General features: G+C 56.2%; 20 protein-coding genes. 15 read left to right on the top strand and 5 right to left on the bottom strand.

Going from position 1 to position 17,079, the window contains the following annotated elements:
* Position 1 precedes the first annotated feature (1 nt).
* The gene (locus RCI_RS11425; protein ID WP_012036599.1) at positions 2-529 is read right to left on the bottom strand and encodes a hypothetical protein; all 528 of its coding nucleotides are present in this window, start codon (positions 527-529) and stop codon (positions 2-4) included.
* A gap of 85 nt (positions 530-614) precedes the next feature.
* A complete protein-coding gene (locus tag RCI_RS11420; RefSeq protein WP_012036598.1) occupies positions 615-860 on the bottom strand; it encodes an ATP-binding protein in 246 nt (81 codons plus the stop codon).
* 278 nt (positions 861-1,138) lie between these two features.
* Here RCI_RS11420 and RCI_RS11415 point away from each other — a divergent pair, with 278 nt between their 5' ends.
* From RCI_RS11415 to RCI_RS11350, 15 genes are all read left to right on the top strand, one after another.
* On the top strand, positions 1,139-1,615 hold the full coding sequence (locus RCI_RS11415) for a 4Fe-4S dicluster domain-containing protein (RefSeq protein ID WP_012036597.1): 477 nt from the start codon (positions 1,139-1,141) through the stop codon (positions 1,613-1,615).
* Positions 1,612-1,884, top strand: a complete 273-nt coding sequence (locus tag RCI_RS16745) for a hdrC-like protein (protein ID WP_148266607.1) — start codon at positions 1,612-1,614, stop codon at positions 1,882-1,884. The genes RCI_RS11415 and RCI_RS16745 overlap by 4 nt, the downstream gene beginning before the upstream one ends.
* A complete protein-coding gene (locus tag RCI_RS11410) occupies positions 1,881-2,756 on the top strand; it encodes a CoB--CoM heterodisulfide reductase iron-sulfur subunit B family protein (protein ID WP_148266606.1) in 876 nt (291 codons plus the stop codon). The genes RCI_RS16745 and RCI_RS11410 overlap by 4 nt, the downstream gene beginning before the upstream one ends.
* A complete protein-coding gene (locus RCI_RS11405) occupies positions 2,753-3,025 on the top strand; it encodes a hypothetical protein (RefSeq protein WP_048198514.1) in 273 nt (90 codons plus the stop codon). The genes RCI_RS11410 and RCI_RS11405 overlap by 4 nt, the downstream gene beginning before the upstream one ends.
* Positions 3,018-4,574, top strand: coding sequence for a hydrogenase large subunit (locus tag RCI_RS11400; RefSeq protein ID WP_331436980.1), 1,557 nt, complete (start codon positions 3,018-3,020; stop codon positions 4,572-4,574). Before RCI_RS11405 ends, RCI_RS11400 begins: the two co-directional genes overlap by 8 nt.
* A complete protein-coding gene (locus tag RCI_RS11395) occupies positions 4,571-5,512 on the top strand; it encodes a respiratory chain complex I subunit 1 family protein (RefSeq protein ID WP_012036594.1) in 942 nt (313 codons plus the stop codon). Before RCI_RS11400 ends, RCI_RS11395 begins: the two co-directional genes overlap by 4 nt.
* Positions 5,509-6,174 carry a 4Fe-4S dicluster domain-containing protein gene (locus RCI_RS11390; RefSeq protein ID WP_012036593.1) on the top strand — a complete coding sequence of 222 codons (666 nt, stop codon included), beginning with the start codon at positions 5,509-5,511 and terminating at the stop codon, positions 6,172-6,174. The genes RCI_RS11395 and RCI_RS11390 overlap by 4 nt, the downstream gene beginning before the upstream one ends.
* The gene (locus tag RCI_RS11385; protein ID WP_012036592.1) at positions 6,175-6,582 is read left to right on the top strand and encodes an NADH-quinone oxidoreductase subunit B family protein; all 408 of its coding nucleotides are present in this window, start codon (positions 6,175-6,177) and stop codon (positions 6,580-6,582) included.
* A gap of 146 nt (positions 6,583-6,728) precedes the next feature.
* Positions 6,729-8,579 carry a PAS domain S-box protein gene (locus RCI_RS15900; protein ID WP_012036591.1) on the top strand — a complete coding sequence of 617 codons (1,851 nt, stop codon included), beginning with the start codon at positions 6,729-6,731 and terminating at the stop codon, positions 8,577-8,579.
* Positions 8,580-8,700: 121 nt separating this feature from the next.
* Positions 8,701-10,125 carry an ATP-binding protein gene (locus RCI_RS11375; RefSeq protein WP_012036590.1) on the top strand — a complete coding sequence of 475 codons (1,425 nt, stop codon included), beginning with the start codon at positions 8,701-8,703 and terminating at the stop codon, positions 10,123-10,125.
* Between the two features lie 238 nt (positions 10,126-10,363).
* A complete protein-coding gene (locus tag RCI_RS11370; protein WP_012036589.1) occupies positions 10,364-10,903 on the top strand; it encodes a pyruvate ferredoxin oxidoreductase subunit gamma in 540 nt (179 codons plus the stop codon).
* Between the two features lies 1 nt (position 10,904).
* Complete coding sequence (locus tag RCI_RS11365; RefSeq protein WP_012036588.1) at positions 10,905-11,192, top strand: 4Fe-4S binding protein; 288 nt, start codon at positions 10,905-10,907, stop codon at positions 11,190-11,192.
* Complete coding sequence (locus RCI_RS11360; RefSeq protein WP_012036587.1) at positions 11,193-12,392, top strand: transketolase C-terminal domain-containing protein; 1,200 nt, start codon at positions 11,193-11,195, stop codon at positions 12,390-12,392.
* Positions 12,393-13,322 carry a pyruvate synthase subunit PorB gene (gene porB / locus RCI_RS11355; RefSeq protein ID WP_012036586.1) on the top strand — a complete coding sequence of 310 codons (930 nt, stop codon included), beginning with the start codon at positions 12,393-12,395 and terminating at the stop codon, positions 13,320-13,322.
* Between the two features lies 1 nt (position 13,323).
* Positions 13,324-13,929, top strand: coding sequence for an IMP cyclohydrolase (locus RCI_RS11350; RefSeq protein ID WP_012036585.1), 606 nt, complete (start codon positions 13,324-13,326; stop codon positions 13,927-13,929).
* A 153-nt stretch (positions 13,930-14,082) separates the two neighbouring features.
* Here RCI_RS11350 and RCI_RS11345 read toward each other — a convergent pair whose 3' ends face one another.
* Genes RCI_RS11345 through RCI_RS11335 form a run of 3 tightly spaced genes read right to left on the bottom strand, consistent with a single transcriptional unit; the run spans position 14,083 to position 17,063 of the window.
* Positions 14,083-15,408, bottom strand: a complete 1,326-nt coding sequence (locus RCI_RS11345; RefSeq protein ID WP_012036584.1) for an RCC1 domain-containing protein — start codon at positions 15,406-15,408, stop codon at positions 14,083-14,085.
* Positions 15,409-15,426: 18 nt separating this feature from the next.
* On the bottom strand, positions 15,427-16,239 hold the full coding sequence (locus tag RCI_RS11340; RefSeq protein ID WP_012036583.1) for an ABC transporter permease: 813 nt from the start codon (positions 16,237-16,239) through the stop codon (positions 15,427-15,429).
* Positions 16,236-17,063: an ABC transporter permease gene (locus tag RCI_RS11335; protein ID WP_012036582.1), complete on the bottom strand. Its 828-nt coding sequence runs from the start codon at positions 17,061-17,063 to the stop codon at positions 16,236-16,238. Before RCI_RS11335 ends, RCI_RS11340 begins: the two co-directional genes overlap by 4 nt.
* Positions 17,064-17,079 lie beyond the last annotated feature (16 nt).

The following is a 17,079-nucleotide window of genomic DNA, read 5'->3' as shown; positions in this document are numbered from 1 at the left end:
ATCACCTCAGAATCAGCTTTTTCAGGCAGGTGTTGGGACCTACGTGGACGATTTCCAGCTTGCCGCGCTTGCCCGTGATCTCCTCGACCGCGCCCACCATGTAGCCATAGAGGCTCTGGCATAGCGGTCCCTTCTGGGCCATGCCTTCCCGGCGCAGCGTCTGCCTGACGAGGCAGTCCCGGAACACGAGGTAGATGAAGGTCTCGCCGTTCTCGGTGATGATATAGCTGTCCTTGTCCTTGGGCTTCCACAGCTCGAAGTTGTACTGCCTGCCGAGGATGTCGGAGAGCTCCTTCAGCGCCTTCTCCACGTTATCGGTCTTGGGGAAGTACTTCGCGGTCTCGTGGCCCATCTTCATGCCGGCCCGGTATACCACGGCGTTAGCGCCGCCTCTGGCGATCTCTTCGAGCGACCGAATGATAGTCGCGTTCAGTACCATCAGCCCGTGCAGGGCTTCTTCGTAGTCGGTAATATTGCCTTCACACTGGAGAGGCAGCTCCTCCGGCTTGACTATCGCAACCTGAGACATCAGTTAAACCTCCTTCGGAGGTGAATGCAAATGTTGAGATCATCAAATGAACCTCCGCAGGAGGTGAATGCAGATGTCAACATCATTAAATGAACCTCCGCAGCATAGAACATACCTCGAGATCGACGTACAGTCTCCTGGATAAGTAGATGTCCTGGTGCTCGATGGCATTGGAAGGACATACCTCATGACATGACAGGCACTGCATGCAGTCATCCTGATTTACGACGACTGATCGCCCGTCTTTGATCGCGTAGACCTTCATGGGGCAATCGTGCGCGCACAGGCCACACCCGATACATACGTTGTTATCTACAAGTATCTTAACCATCTTAGTTGACCCTCGCCCATTTAATACTATATACCCCTGTGTTATAGTTAGAAGGACTAGTTACTACTAATTGTTTATAAACATTACCTCCTGCGGAAAAATTATTACGATTAGGCAAGCCGATCGTGAAAAATCCGGTTATTTTGGCCTGCGGGCGCCGGGGGAACTGGCATGCCCATGGGTTAACGCCGTTAATTCCGCCTGCGGAACAGGCCCATGAGAAAATATATGATACCAGCGGTGAAAATAAGATGTTAAGAAGCCACCCCGGGAAGCTTATGACTGATATAATCCTCCACGATCCCGCGTTGTGTACGGGCTGCAGACAGTGCATGACGGCGTGTTCTTTTAAAAAATACAGGACGTACAACTATAATCTATCGATGTGCAAGGTCCTGGAAGACCCCAGCGGGGGTTTTGTCAGGGTGCACTGTCACCACTGCAGGGACCCTATGTGCGTGGCCGCCTGCCCCACCGGGGCGTGCAAGAAGAACGGGCAGACGGGGTTCGTAACCATCGACCAGATGCTCTGCGTCGGCTGCAAGTCCTGCATGTACGCGTGCCCGATCTCCATCCCGCATATCGGCAGAGGGCTGAAGATCATGGTCAAGTGCGACATGTGCCAGGGCGATCCTGAATGTATCAAGGTCTGCTCGCCCAAGGCGATTAAGATGATGTCCCGGGAAGAAGCTGCCGCCAGGATGGCGGAAGCCATACAGGCGGACCAGAATAACAAGGAGTCAGAGAACAGATGACCGAGCTATACCCGTGGCGGAAAGCAGTGAAAATTCCGCTGCCGCCGACTGTCAAACCCCAGCTTATCAGGCACTTCTCAGTAGGCCTGCTCTACCCGGTGACGGACGAGCTCAAGGAGGCCAGGGAGAAGGCGGGACTGGACCCGATACCTCCGACCGCCCACAGGTACACCGAGGCAGTGGAGGACATCCGGAAGATCGTCAAGGCCATGGGTGTGGACAGGGCGGTAGGCCTGGATCTCGACCGCATGGAGTACAGGTACAAATGACCGCGAAATACTCGCATTTCCTCGGCTGCGTGATGCCTGCCAAGATGCCCTGGGCTGAGGCGGCCATCATGAAAAGCCTGCCCCGCATGGGCGTCGACGTTGTCTACCTGGAGAAGTCGACGTGCTGCCCCAGAGCCGGCGTCTGGATCTCGGTGGACAGGAGAGTCTGGCTGACGCTGGCCTCCTATAATCTGCTGCAGGCTGAGCAGCAGGGCAGAGACGTGATGGTCTCCTGTAACGGGTGCTATGTGACCCTCTACGAGGCTAACAAGGTCCTCCACGAGGAGCCGAAAGCCCTCGAAGAGGTCAACAGCTACCTGGCAGCGGCGGGCAAATCGTATCACGGCAACTTGAGGATCAGGCACTTCCTGGAGGTCCTGTACGAGGACGTGGGCGTGGAGAGGATCAGGCGGGAAGGCAAAAAGCTTAACCTCCGTGTCGCCATCCATCCTGGCTGCCACATGCGCATCTTCCCGGACGGCAGGCTGGTCCGGTACTTCACCGAAATACTAGAGGCGATGGGAGTCACGATCGTCCCCTACGGGCTGGAACAGATGTGCTGCGGCCTGCAGTCGAACCTGGCGGACAAAGACTTCGCCACCTACGACCGGGCCAAGAAGAAGATGGACCGCATCCTGCAGACCGACGTGGACGCGCTGGTCCTGGTCTGCGCAGGGTGCTACGATCAGTTCGAGCGGGTGATCTCTACGCTCCGCAAGAAGGACGGCTACGACTTCAACGTGCCAGTGATCCATCTCGGGGAGCTGATCGCGATCTCGTTCGGCCTGAAGCCCGACGATTTCGGCATGCGCTACATGCGGACCGCCCCGGTGGACAGGCTCGTGGAAAAACTGGAGAACAGTCAGCAATGAAACCTTACTTCAAGATCGCACTCGTCATCTTATCGCTGAGCGTCATAGGAGCGCTCTTTATCGGCACAGACCTGGCGCTGCTGTTCCTGTTCGCCGAGCTGGCATCGCTGGTGTCCTTCTACATGTTCTTCTCAGTGCTCATCCCGTCGCTCTTTCCGGAGCACCACAGGGTGGAGGAGAACTTCAACTGCGGGGCCAGCGAGATGTACCTGAACTCGGAAGAGGCTTACGCGCCGAACGCGCCTTTCGGGGGTGTGAAAGATAAATAGCCTGGCAAACGGCCTTCAAGTCCGGGAGATCACCCCGGACGACCTGAGGTCCTCGGCTAAGGGCCTGCTGGACAAAGGCGGCAGGCTGATGTATGCCACCGGCGTCGACAAGGGCGTCGCCGGCATCCGGGTAGACTACTACTTCGGTTTCGACCACCTGGAGCCCGGGTGCCACACGATCCTCCGCACCTTCCTGGACAGGGAAAACCCGGTGCTGAAGTCTGTCACCACGCTTACCCCGCAGGCCGACTGGTCCGAGCGGGAGATGATCGAGTTCCTGGGCGTGAGGGCGGAGGAGCACCCCGATCCCCGCCACCTCTGGCTGCCCCTGAACTGGGAGCAGATGCACACCGATGAGGCAGCCCCAGAGAAGAAGCCGCAGTCCATCCAGGCCAGCGACCACATCACCACGATGCCGGTCTCCACGATCCCGTACGGCCCGTACCATCCGGCCTTCATCGAGAGCAACTACTTCAAGATGGCGGTGGAGGACGAGGTGGTCAAGAAAGCAGACCTGAAGCTGGGCTTCAACCACCGCAGCATCATCAAGCTCATGGAGCGGCGGGACTACTACAAGGATATTTACCTCGCCGAGAGAGTGTGCGGCCTGTGCAACGCTCACCACGCGCTGTCTTTCTGCCTTGCGGTCGAAAACATCGGCCAGGTCACCGTGCCGAAGCGTGCGGACATCATACGGACGATGATCTGCGAGATGGAGCGGATCCAGAGCCACCTGATGGCGATCGGCATCCTCGGGGACCTTGTGGGCTACAAGACCATGCTCATGCAGTTCCTGCGGATCAGGGAAGACATCCAGGACAGCCTCGAGCTCGTGTCCGGCCAGCGGGTCACTCACGGCCTGATTACGCTGGGCGGTGTCAGGAGAGACATCACTCCGGCCCAGTCGAACTTCGTGAAGAGGAAGCTCGCATCCCTGAAAAAGGGAGTGCAGACCCTGTACGACGAGATGCTCTCGAACAACGTGCTGATCGGCCGCCTCAAAAACGTGGGCGTCCTGCCCCCGGAGGAGGCGGTACGGCTCGGCGCCGTCGGGCCGACAGCCAGGGGCTCCGGCCAGAGGCTGGACGTGCGGAAGAACACGCCTTATGCTTATTACGAGAACCTGGACTGGGACATCGTCACCGATAACGGGTGCGACTCCCTGGCCAGAGTGGAGGTCAAGATGAGGGAAGCGCTGGTCTCGATCAGCATCGTAGAGCAGTGCCTCGAAAAGCTCAGCACGGTGCCCCCGGAGATCATCACTAAGCTGGAAGAGCTGCCGTGCGCCGAAGCGCTGGGCAAGACCGAGCCGCCCAGGGGCGAGTTGCTCTACCACGTGGCATCCAACGGCACCAACACGCCCGAGTTCGTCCGCATCCGGGTGCCCACCTTCATGACCGCCTACATCATGCTCAAGCTGCTGCACGGCTCCTACGTGGCTGACGTGCCGGCGATCATGGGCAGCATCGACCCGTGCTACTCGTGCACGGACAGAGTCACCGTCCACAAGGACGCGAAGATCGTCGTCCGCAGCAGGGAGGAGAAATGATCGACCTGTCGTGGATCAACCCCTTCATCGCCTTCGGGGTCGGCATACTCTTAGCATTCAACATGCGCAAGGTGTTCGCCCGGATCCAGTCCCGGCGGGGCCCGCTGGTGTGGATGCCCGGCGCGTGGCACGACATCAACCGGACCAAGGTATTGCAGCCGCTCTACGACATCCTGAAGCTGCTGAGCAAGAAAACCATCCTGCCCGCTACAGCCACGCCGTTCTTCACGATAGGGCCTATCATCGCGCTGGTCTTCGCGCTGGCGCTCACGCTGTTCGTGCCGGTGGCAGGCCTGGCTTTCGACTACTCCTTCAGCCTCGTCATCATCTTCTACCTGCTCATAGGCGTCACCATGTGCATCATCATCGGAGGCACCGCCAGCGCGTCCCTCTTCGCCGCCATCGGCGGGGTGAGGGAGATCGAGCTGATGCTGGCCAACGAGATACCCTTCATCCTGGGCACCTTCGCACTCGCGATAACTTATGATACTCTATCCGTGCAGGGCATGATGGGCCCTAACCTGCTGCTCAATCCGTTCGCCGCGGCGGCGTTCTTCATTGCGATGCTGGTGAAGCTTCACGTCCGGCCGTTCGACATAGCCGAGGCCGACTCGGAGATCGTGGGCGGGCTGACGACGGAGTACAGCGGCAAGCTGCTGGGCGTGCTGGAGATCACCAAGGTACTGATGCTGTTCTCGCTGTCCGCCCTGTTCGTAGACCTGTTCCTGTGGGTCCCCAAGGGGTGGACGCTCCCGGGCGTGGCCTCGTGGGCCCTGTTCCTGGCCGGAGCGTTCGTGGTCAGCGTCGCCATCGGCATCGTGAACGCACTGTTCGCCCGGTTCCGCATAGACCAGGCCACGAAGTGGCTGTTCACCGCTTCGACCGCGCTCGGCATCATCGCCATTGCCTGGGCTGTGGCATGGAGGTTCATACTATGATGAAGGGAAAGTTCGGGGCATTTACAGGGCTGATCGCCAACCTGTTTAAAAAGCCGGTCACGGTCGACGTCGACTACGGGTTCCTGGCAGAGACCTACCGGGCCATGCCCCGGAGGGACGACGAGAAGTGCACAGGCTGCGGCGCCTGCTTCGAGCGGTGCTCCAGCGGAGCCACGAAGATCACTGACAAGGACGGGCAGCGCACCGTCACGGTCGACGGCAACAACTGCATCTTCTGCGGCCGGTGCGCGGATGCGTGCCCCGAGCACGCGCTGAGCCTGACCTTCGAGCCGCAGACGCCAGAGGAAAAAGCCGCCAGAGAAGAAGCCTTGAGGAATGCAGGCAAGGCAGACGATGTCCGGGCGCAGGTAGAGGCCGGCATGCCGGGGTCCATGGACAGGGTGAACCTCGCCCACTACGGAGGAGAGCCCGCCCCGACCACGGATACCTCCCTGAAGCTGCAGAGGTGCAGCGTCTGCGGGGAAGTGATGCCTGCGACCGAAAAGTTCCTGCAGGTCGTCCGTGACCGTACGCTGACCAACCTGCAGCCGGACACGGCTAAAGTCATCGAGAAGGACATGGAGAAATACCTGACCGCCTGCGTCGACTGCAGGCAGAAATACAGCCTGATATGGGGCACCCACCCCAGGAAGTGGATTTAGATGAACATGATCAAGCGTTCACCCTGGGTATACCACGCTCATGCCGGAGGCTGCGTGGGCTGCGATATCGAGCTTGTAGCCAGCATGGGGCCGAGGTACGACCTGGAAAGGTTAGGCGTCAGGCTGGTGCCCTCGCCGAGGTACGCTGACGTGCTGCTGGTCACAGGCCCGGTGCCGCTGCACACGAAGCCGTTCCTGGAAAGGGTGTACGCCCAGACTCCCGAGCCCAAGAGAGTGATTGCGATAGGCGCGTGCGGCTGCTCCTGCGGCGTCTTCATCGACGACGAGAACTACTCGATCGCCGGTCCGGTAGACAAAATCATCCCCGTCGACGTCAAAATTCCGGGATGCCCGCCCAAGCCCGAGGCCATCATGGAGGGCATCATCAAAGTGCTCAGGATGAAATAGAGCAAGAACGCCGGGCGGTCATGGTCTCTGGCTACACGGCCTCCGGCCGCATATTTCCTTGTTTTCTTTTATAGACATAGCATCCAATATGTTCATATCCGGAGTTCTTTAGACTTTGACTCCCGGAGGGCAGGCTCGTTTACCGCATGTCGACCCGAGGAAATCCGGCTGGCGCAGACATCCGGCCGGTATGGGCTCTGATGGCCCAGTACCGCCAGTACCTGATCGTGGCGCTTATCCTGGTATGTATAGCAATAGCCCTGCACTTTAACTTAGTCTACGGCATCGAGACCGTTTACACCCACTTCTTCTACCTGCCGATCATTCTCGCGGCGATCTGGTATTACCGGAAGGCGGTGTTCCTGGCCTTATTTTTAGCCGGGCTGCACATCTACCTGGGCATCGAAGCCACGGGATCCATTGTGCCGAGCACCATCATCAGGGCGATCATGTTCGTGGCCGTAGCCGCCGTCATAGGGACGCTGTCTGGAGCCAGGGAAGAGCTGTTCGAGAGTGTCAGGAAGTCCGAAGAAAGGCTGCGAAGCATATTCAACGGCGTGTCCGATGCCATCTTTATCCACAGGCTTGACGGCAGCATCATCGAAGTCAACGACCGGATGCTCCAGATGTACGGGGTGACTGAAGGCGAAGCCCGCCGGCTGTCGATCAAGCAGGACTACTCCAGCCCGGCCAATCCTCTGGACGAGTTAGACCGGGTATGGAAAAGAGTCATCTCTGGCGATGACCAGATCTTCGAGTGGCTTGCCAGGAGGCCGCATGACGGCTTCACCTTCCCGGTCGAGGTCTACCTCCGCAAGATCAGGCTCGGGGAGAATGACGTGATCCTGGCGACGGTCAGGGACATCTCCATTCGAAAGCGGGCTGAAGAAGAGCGCAACAGGCTGGCAGAAAACCTCCGGCTGCTGCTGGAGTCCACCGACGAGGGTATCTATGGGATCGACACCATGGGGCGGATCACCTTTATTAACAGGTCGGCGGCAGAGATGCTGGGATACGGGGCAGAAGAGCTGATCGGGCTGGACGCCCACGGGCTCGCGCACAGCAAGTACCCTGACGGCTCGCCGTTTCCAGCGGAGGCCTGCCCGATACAAAAATCGGTAAAGACAGGGGAGGGCGTCCGGGTCAGCGACGAGGTCTACTGGCGCCATGACGGGACCTGCTTCCCCGTCGAATATTCGTCTACTCCGATACGAGAGGAAGACAAAATTACCGGGGCAGTGGTCATCTTCTACGACATCACCGCCCGGAAAAGGACGGAGAGAGAGCTGCATGATGCCAAAACCAGGGCAGAGCTGTACGTCGACCTGCTGGGGCACGACATCAACAACCTGAACCAGCAGGGGATCGGGTACCTCGAAGTCGCGATGGATACCCTGGATCTGGACGAGGATAGCAGCAACACACTGCGCCGGGCTCTGGACGCGATGAAGAACAGCTCCGCCCTCATCCAGAACGTGCGAAAAATACAGCAGATAGAGGCAGAGAAGCACCTGCACGAGATCATAGACCTCGGCCAGCTACTTTCCACTGTGGCCGCAACTTTTACCGACGTGCCGGGCAGGAAGGTGACTATCAACTACCAGCCTGTCACCGCCTGCTGCGTCAATGCCAGCGTGCTGATCAAAGAAGCCTTCTATAACCTGGTGAGCAACGCAGTCAGGCACTCTACAGGCCCGGTGACGATCTGGATCAAGGTCTCGGAGACGGAAGATAGGGGTAAGCGGTTCTACAGAGTCGACGTGGAAGACACAGGCCCCGGCATACCTGACGAGCTGAAGAAAAAGCTGTTCAGCCGCAAAGTAAGGGGCACTTCAAGGACCGCGGGCACCGGCCTGGGCCTGTTCCTCGTGAAGTCGCTGGTAGACGACGCGGGAGGCAGCGTCTGGGTAGAGGACCGCATCCCCGGAAACCACACCCATGGCAGCCGGTTCGTCGTAATGCTGCCGAAGCACGGGGACCAGCGATCACACGCCTGATACGTCCCAGCGGCTGCCATACCTCATTATATATACTACAGGCGCTTATATACTAATTATTGTCACAGCCAGCCGCTCCCGGAATAAAAACAGGCTGACATTGACCATAGTGAGGTAGCGAATGTTAGAGTACCGCAAGTACCTTATAGGCTTGCTGGTAACGGCAAGCACCTTAGTTGCGCTCTACGTAAACCTGTTCCTCGGCACAGACACGGTGTACACCCACCTGTTCTACGTGCCCGTCGTGCTGACGGGGATCTGGTACTACTGGAAAGCCGTCTACCTCTCATTGTTTTTGGGAGCCCTGCACATATGCATGGGACTATATCTTACTGGCTCCATAGTGCCCGGAACCCTGGCCAGAGCGTTCACGCTGCTGGTAGTAGCCCTGGTCGTAGCCGCGCTCTCCGAAACCAGCGGCCGGCTCTACAGTCAGGTACGCAAGACCTCGGAGGAGGACCTGCGGGGCATTTTCAACAGCATCGACCAGGCGATCTTCATTTGCGGCCTGAATGGCGAAATAATGGACGTCAACGATCGCGCCGCAGAGATCTACGGAATGCCGAAGGACATGGCAACAAAGCTATCGCTGGCCGACTACTTCATCACTCCTGAAGCCCCGGAGGGGCTCTTCAGGCAGGCGTGGGATAAGGCCATGGCGGGAGAGGAACAGCTTTTCGAGTGGACTTCGAAGAAGCCCGCCGACGGCTCGACCTTCCCCGCAGAGGTCAGCCTCCACCGGATCAAGCTAAGGGATCAAAACGTGATCATCGCCTCCGCCAGGGACATCACCCCCCGCAGGCAGGCGGAGGAAGAGCTGACCGAAGCCCGCCGACGGGCTGAGCTGTACGTCGACCTTATGGGGCATGACATCAACAACCTCAACCAGGTCGGCATCGGCTACCTCGAGATAGCCCTCGATACGATGGAGGCCGACGACGAGTGGAAAGCCCTGCTCCGGCAGCCCCTCGAATCGATGCAGAACAGCTCGAAGCTGATCGACAACGTGCGGAAGCTGCAGAGCATCCAGACAGGAGGGAGCAGGCGGGAAATAGCGAACATAGGCAGCCTGCTGGGGGAAGTGCAGAAAGAATACGCCCGGACGCCTGACAGGGAGATCACGATAGACTACCAGCCCCCGGAAGACTGCTATGCCATGGCCAGCCCGCTCTTAAAAGAAGCGTTCAGAAACGTGGTCGACAACGCCATCAGGCATTCCGCCGGGCAGGTATCGGTCAGGATCACGGTAGAGAAGAAGGCCGAGAACGGGAAACATTACCACCTGATCAACATAGAAGACGACGGCCCCGGCATACCCGACGAGACGAAGGAAAAGCTCTTCGACAGGTCCATCAGCGGAAGGCCCCGCACCAGAGGCAGCGGCCTGGGACTCTTCATCGCCCGTATGCTGATCGAGGACGCCAAAGGCAGCATCAGAGTCGAAGACCGCGTCGCCGGGGACTATACGAAGGGCAGCCGGTTCGTTATTACATTACCAGCGTGCGGGGGAGGTAGAGATGAGCTGGCGCCATATATCGTCACTTGACGTATACACCAATCGTATTGCTCATCAGGTGAAAATATGCGCCAATTCTTGCATTTTATCGGACTTCGGCCACAGCAAACCTGTAAGCCGCTTCTGACAAATTTTATATACACAATAATATATACTCTAAGTATGTGGCAGACACTTCTAAAAGTGTCGATTGTTTCACAAGGCTTATTTAGGAAAACCACTATTCTACATGTAAAATCATTAACAAATGCGCAATGGAGGACGTAGGTTGAAAGAAATTAGAATTCACGGGCGGGGAGGACAGGGCTCGGTCACAGCGGCTGAGCTGATCGCTGTCGCCGCGTTCGAGGACGGGAAGTGGAGCCAGGCGTTCCCGTACTTTGGCACTGAGCGTCGGGGCGCGCCGGTCACGGCGTTCGCTCGCATAGCAGACAGGCAGATACGCGTCAGGAGCCAGATTTACGAGCCGGACTACGTTATCGTCCAGGACCCCTCTCTGATCAGCGCCGTAGACGTGGCCGGCGGAGTGAGGGAAAACGGACTGCTGCTCATCAACTCGGAGAAGAAGCCTTCCGAGCTCAAGATCAACACTAAGGCACGGGTAAGGACCTTCGACGCTACTAAGCTGGCGCTCGAAGTCATCGGACTGCCCATCGTCAACACTGCCCTGCTGGGCGCCTTCGCCGGCGCGACCGGGGAGATCCGGCTGGAGTCGGTCAACAAGGCCATCCGGGGCAGGTTCGCCGGCAAAGTAGCCGACAAGAACATCGCCGCCGTCAAGAAGGCGTACGAACTCATGGGTGAATGACATGGCGGAATTCAAGCAGAGACTCACCACAGGCCTGGTTGCCATGCCGGGCACCTCAATGCAGTACCACACCGGCGGATGGAGGACCTACAAGGCCGTCATCAGCCAGGAAAAGTGCATCGGCTGCAAGCGGTGTGCCGACTCCTGCCCCGACGGGGCGCCGTTCGAGTGTGCCCACGACGGCAAGAAGAAAAAGTTCTGCATCAACTACGACTACTGCAAGGGCTGCGGCGTCTGCGCCTACGAGTGCCCTGTGGACGCTATAGAGATGGTCGTGGAGGAGAAATAGATGGCAAAGATGGCAGTCATGGAAGGCTCTCACGCGATAGCGGAGGCCGCAAAAGTTTGCAGGCCGGCAGTCGTGTCGGCGTACCCGATCACCCCCCAGACCCACATCGTCGAGGACATCTCCCAGATGATCGCCAACGGCGACCTGACCAACTGCGAGTACGTCAGGACCGAAAGCGAGTTCTCGGCGGCCTCCGTCATCCAGGGCGCCCAGGCAGCAGGGGCGAGGACTTTCAGCGCCACGGCATCCCAGGGCGCATTACTCATGTACGAGGTGCTGTTCAGCATCGCCGGCATGAGGCTCCCCTGCGTGTTGGCGATGGCCAACAGGGCAGTCTCATCCCCCATCAACATCTGGAACGACCACCAGGATGCAATTAGTGCAAGAGACAGCGGGTGGATCCAGATCTGGGCAGAGGACAACCAGGAAGCGGCGGACATGATCATCCAGGCGTACAAGATCGGCGAAGACCCGAGGGTCATGCTCCCCGTCATGGTCAACATGGACGGCTTCCTTATCACTCACCTGTACGAGCCGGTGGAGACGTACGACCAGAAGATGGTGGACGAGTTCCTGCCGCCGTACAACCCGCAGTACAAGCTCGACCCGAAGCAGCCGGTCACAATGGGCGCGCTGGCCCAGCCCGAATACTATACTGAGGCCAGGTACATGGTACACAACGCCCAGATCAGGGCCAAGGAAGTCATCGAAGAGGTCGCGGCCGAGTTCGGCAAGAAGTTCGGCAGGTACAAAGGCGGCTTAATTGACACCTACAAGATGGAAGGCGCGAAGATCGCTTTAGTGGCGATGGGCTCCATCATCGGCACCATGAAGGACGCGGTGGACGAAATGCGGGAAGCGGGAGTCCCGGTCGGCATCGTCAAGATCAGGAGCTACAGGCCCTTCCCGGTGGAGGCGCTGCGGGCTGCCCTGAAGGAAGCGGAGATCGTCTGCGTGCTCGACCGCAACATTTCCCTGGGCGGAGAAGGCGCAGTCTTCACCGACCTCAAGGGCGCGCTATACAACGCTAGCCACTCCCCGACTATGTTAGGCTTCATCATCGGCCTCGGCGGCAGAGACACGACTGTGGAGGACATCAAGAACATCGTGAAGAAGGCGCAGGCCAAGCTCGGCGGCGAGCGGGTGTCTGAGCTGGAATGGTATAAACTGGACGTGGAGATACTCCCGGAGGGGATATAAATGGCGGCACTTGAAGACCTGTTCGCATCGGGCCACAGGGCCTGCGCCGGCTGCGGCTGCGCTCTGTTCCTGAAAACTCTGCTGAGGGTGACCGGCCCCGACGTGATCATCACCAACGCGACCGGCTGCATGGAAGTCGTCTCGACTCCATACCCTGAGTCCGCGTGGAAAGTACCCTGGATCCACTCGCTGTTCGAGAACTCCGGACCTGTAGCGGCCGGCATCGAAGCGGCGCTCAAGGCCACGGGAAGAAAAGGCAACACTAAAGTGATTGCGCTCGGCGGCGACGGCGGCACCATCGACATCGGGTTCGGCAATCTGTCGGGTGTCATGGAACGCGGCCACGACATCCTGTACATCTGCTACGACAACGAGGCGTACATGAACACGGGCATCCAGCGCAGCGGCTCCACCCCGTACGATGCCAACACGACCACCACCCCGTCAGGCAAGATCTCCTTCGGCAACCAGCGGCCCAAGAAGAACGCCCCGGCTATCATGGCCGCCCACGGCATTCCCTACGTGGCCACCACTTCGATAGGATATCCGGCGGACTTCACTAAAAAGATACGCAAGGCGTTAACTATAGAGGGCCCGAAGTACATCCAGGTCCACGCGACCTGTACGCCGGGCTGGGGCATCGACAGCGCGCTGTCCATCGAAATCCTCCGCCTGGCAGTCGAGACCGGACTGTACCCGTTATACGAGTACGAGAACGGCCAGATCACCAGCGTCAAGAAAATCAAGGACCGGAAGCCCGTAAAAGAGTACCTCGACAAGCAGAAGCGGTTCTCCCACCTGTTCAAGATGCCTGGCGGCGACAAGGAAATTGAAAAGATCCAGCACATCGCCGACCTCAACGCGAAGCACTTCGGGCTCGACATAGAGCCGTCAAAGCCCGCAGCTGCCGCTCCGAAGAAGGTGGAATAAGGTGTACGTCGGCCGGTTTGTCACCATAGGAAAAACGAACGGCAGGCTCTGGGCAGGATACCGGGTATCCTCCCGGTCCTTCCCCAACCGCTACGCCGTAAAGCTGGGCGACGACAAGGTAGCCATCATGCCCAAGGACGTCAAAGACCTCGAGAAGAGCCCGTACATCTCCTACAACTGTATTAGGGTGCTCCCCAGCGTGGCAGTCGTCACCAACGGCTCCCACACCGACGCAATTGTGGAAAAGATCGAGATGGGCTACCCGATCCGGGATGCGCTGGCGTTAAGTCTCTTAGCCATGGACTACGAGAAAGATTCTCTCGATACGCCGAGGATCGCCGCTGTAGTGTCGAGACATGTCGCCTACCTGGGCATCGTGACCAAGGACGGCCTCAACGTGAGCACTTTCCCGATGGGTGATAACGAGTGCCTGATGGTGGCGACGTATGAGAAGACCATGTTCTCCCGCCTTACAGTAGATGCGTCCTCCGCGGAAGAAGTGGCCAGGAAAATGTATGATTTAACGTTTGAGAAGCCGGTCTGCGCAGCCGGCGCCTACCAGGTCGATGATCACTTCGAGCTGGGAGTATATAACGGGCCGCAGTGATAGCAGGCCCGTTCTTCTTTTTAGCGGAAGTATTATAAAGAGAGATAACTACTATTGTCTATATTATCCTGATTATAACTTCCTTAATCGCCCGGCAGCCTTCCGACCTTTAGGTGCCGCGAACTGCCGGCGGTTACACTGGTACTACTTTTATTAGTCTTTCCTCCTGCAGATGCTTGTGATTAAGCCAGTGACGATGAACAGGCAGCCGAGCAGAGCAATGATGCCAAAGTCAAAACCCGGGCTGATTACTTTTGACTGGTCTCCAGTCACGTTAGTCGGGGATTGTGGTAGTTTGATCGGGGTTGGTAAACTTGCTTCTGGCGCGCTGCCGCCGCTCTTGTTAAACGAAATTTTTACAGGGAGGGTCTTATCCGTTCCGCCCCCGTCGCCGAGCTGGTTGACCTCGTCTCCTCCCCATCCCCAGAGATCACCGTTTTCGCCGATTGCGAAAGTCTGGAACTGGCCGGAGAATACTGCTTTGACTGGCGGAACATTAACCTTGTATGGCGCTGTTCTGTAGGTAATAGTGCCGTCGCCGATCTGGCCGTGATCGTTTTTACCCCAAGTATATACACTTCCATCCTTTTCTAACGCTACCATATGGTATCCCGAATTTATAGTGGCGATATCCCGTAAACCCTTTATTTCATCTGGAGTCGGCGTTTTATTGGACGCGTAGTCTTTCTTCCAGACTTTGCCGTTCTCCGTTACTATGCATAACTGCACATCGTTCGCCGTAATAGCTACTATGCCGGGCTGTTTGATCACTTGCACCGGAACCGTGGTATACAGTTTGTTACCCAAGCCATTCCAGCTAACCATTGCAGGATGGCTCTTGCCCCATGCCCAGACTGTGCCGTTGTTATCGACCACGAACATCGTGGCGGCATTACAAGCGATCATTTTGATGCCAGAAAGGCCGGGTACCTGCACCGGTGTCGTATAGTATATCCGTGACGCCTTCGTTCCGTCACCCATATGGCCATATTCATTATTGCCCCATGCCCAGACTGTGCCGTCGTCTTTCAAAGCCAGACTGCACCACTGGCCGCAGGCGATCTGCTTAACTCCTGTCAGGCCAGGTACCTGTACCGGGACGTACAATTCCGTGCTATCGTTTTTAAAGTTACTGCTGCTGCCGCCCCACATCCAGACTGTGCCGTCGCCAAGTAGAGCCATCGAATCTGTAAAATAGCAAGCAACCTGGGTCACGTTCGACAGTCCCTCTACCCGGACAGGCTCCGGCACCCTCTCATCGACGCTGTATACGCCACAAGCCCCGTCACCATTACTGCCCCACGCCCACAGCGATCCGTCTTCGCCGATAGCCAGGGTATGGAACCCGCTACTCTGAAGCGAAACAAACCTCGACATATCGGTCGTATCATCAGCTACTGAGATATTCACGGTCGCGATGATTAATGCTGCCAGGACAACCGAGAACGCTCCTGCCTTCAATACTCTGTTAAGAATCACCAGATCTACCCCTTATCCTCAAGCATCATACCTGCTGAATAACAAGCTGTTAATCTGAAATATGACCACAATCAACAGCACCGACCACACCATCCAGGGTAACGCCGCAGAAAGCCACGCGTCAAACGGTCTGAGCAAATTAAACATTGACGTGTCATCCACGAATAGTATTTTAAATAAGATTGTTCTAGGGCTAAAATATCCTAAAATGTTGATCTTATCAATTATGACAAATATGCTTGATGCTTTTAACTGTGCCCAGTAGAAAAGTCCGGATATGCCTATGGCTATGTAAACGTTATTAAATATCTGTCCTATCAACATGGAAATGGCCAGGAACAGCATGAGATGTACATATAATACGAGAGTGTAAGATGGTATTCTGAGTATAAGCTCTGATGATGATTCAGGTCCTCCGTAGAAGATCAGAAGTGAAGCGGTGAACAGTGATACAAAGATCACTGTGAGGAGTAGCATCAACAGTGAGATGCCCAAAAATTTACCGGCTATTATATCTTTCCTGTATAATGGCTTGGTCATCATGACTCTCATTACTCCGGTTGATTTTTCATCAATCACCGTAAGGATGCCGATAAACATGGCCACGGCCGATAAATAAGTAGACGTAGGCGATATGATGTTTTGTACGCCGAATTCGAAAAACGGATCGTAATCAGGAACAGCACTGGCAGTATATCCTTTGATCAGCGCTGCGTGCCCCCAACCGTGCAGTATTGCCAGAATCAGTAATATGATAAAGACAGCTATGATTACTGGCTGTCTCAGGGTTACAGAAATATCGTTCTTTGCGATCTTTAAGATGATACTCATGGGATATCCCTCCGTATGAACGAGATGTAGCAAGAGAACAGCAGAATCACTGGGTAGATAAACAAAAGTAAAAACCTGAAGTCATGAATAGACCCAGATCCAGCAAACAGAGACGAAAGATCCGGAATACCAATGGCGTATAGGTTATACATAATGACGTCAGGCATCATATCCGTAATGGTCTGGTATACCAGACCTTCGTAAGCAGGATTGAGTAAATAGAAAATTTTTGATACAGTACCAGCGATATGTACACCAGGAAGCGATTCAGTTAATAAGATTAACATAAGTATACAGGCCATGAATGCCATACTTCTACTGTTTACCAGGATGCAGATTAGCATAGATAATAGCAGAAATATCGAAGAATATAGCAAGGATAATAAGAAGAGTACAGATATCTGGTCAAAAGAGCTTAACAACGTTTGGCTTGCCGTTTCTCCAAACAGTGCGATCATCAGCGATACCATAAATAGGAAAGATACGACGTTTATGCAAAGAATACTGCATATGCAGGCGATCATCTTGCCATTGATTATTGTGTCCCTGTATAGTGGCTTGGTGATCAGTGTATTCAGCGTGCCACCGTATTCCGAGGCGATCGAGGCAAAACCAATAAAGACTGGAACAATACAGCCAAAACCAACATAAAGGCTATACATTCTATGAAATATCATTCGTCTTGCTATTTCATCCTGATAATTATAATCGATGTATATATACGATAATATTAATATTACGTACGATAGAATGGCTACGATTACTGCAGGATTTTTGATGATGTCAGCAAACTCCTTTCTCGCTACTATCAAGACGTTATTCATGGTACCACCAAAAAAC

Origin of the sequence: Methanocella arvoryzae MRE50, from assembly GCF_000063445.1 — an archaeon.
In the GTDB taxonomy this organism is placed as follows: domain Archaea; phylum Halobacteriota; class Methanocellia; order Methanocellales; family Methanocellaceae; genus Methanocella_A; species Methanocella_A arvoryzae.
The sequence above is the reverse complement of the archived record's forward strand: the minus strand, read 5'-3'. Positions and strand labels throughout refer to the sequence as shown.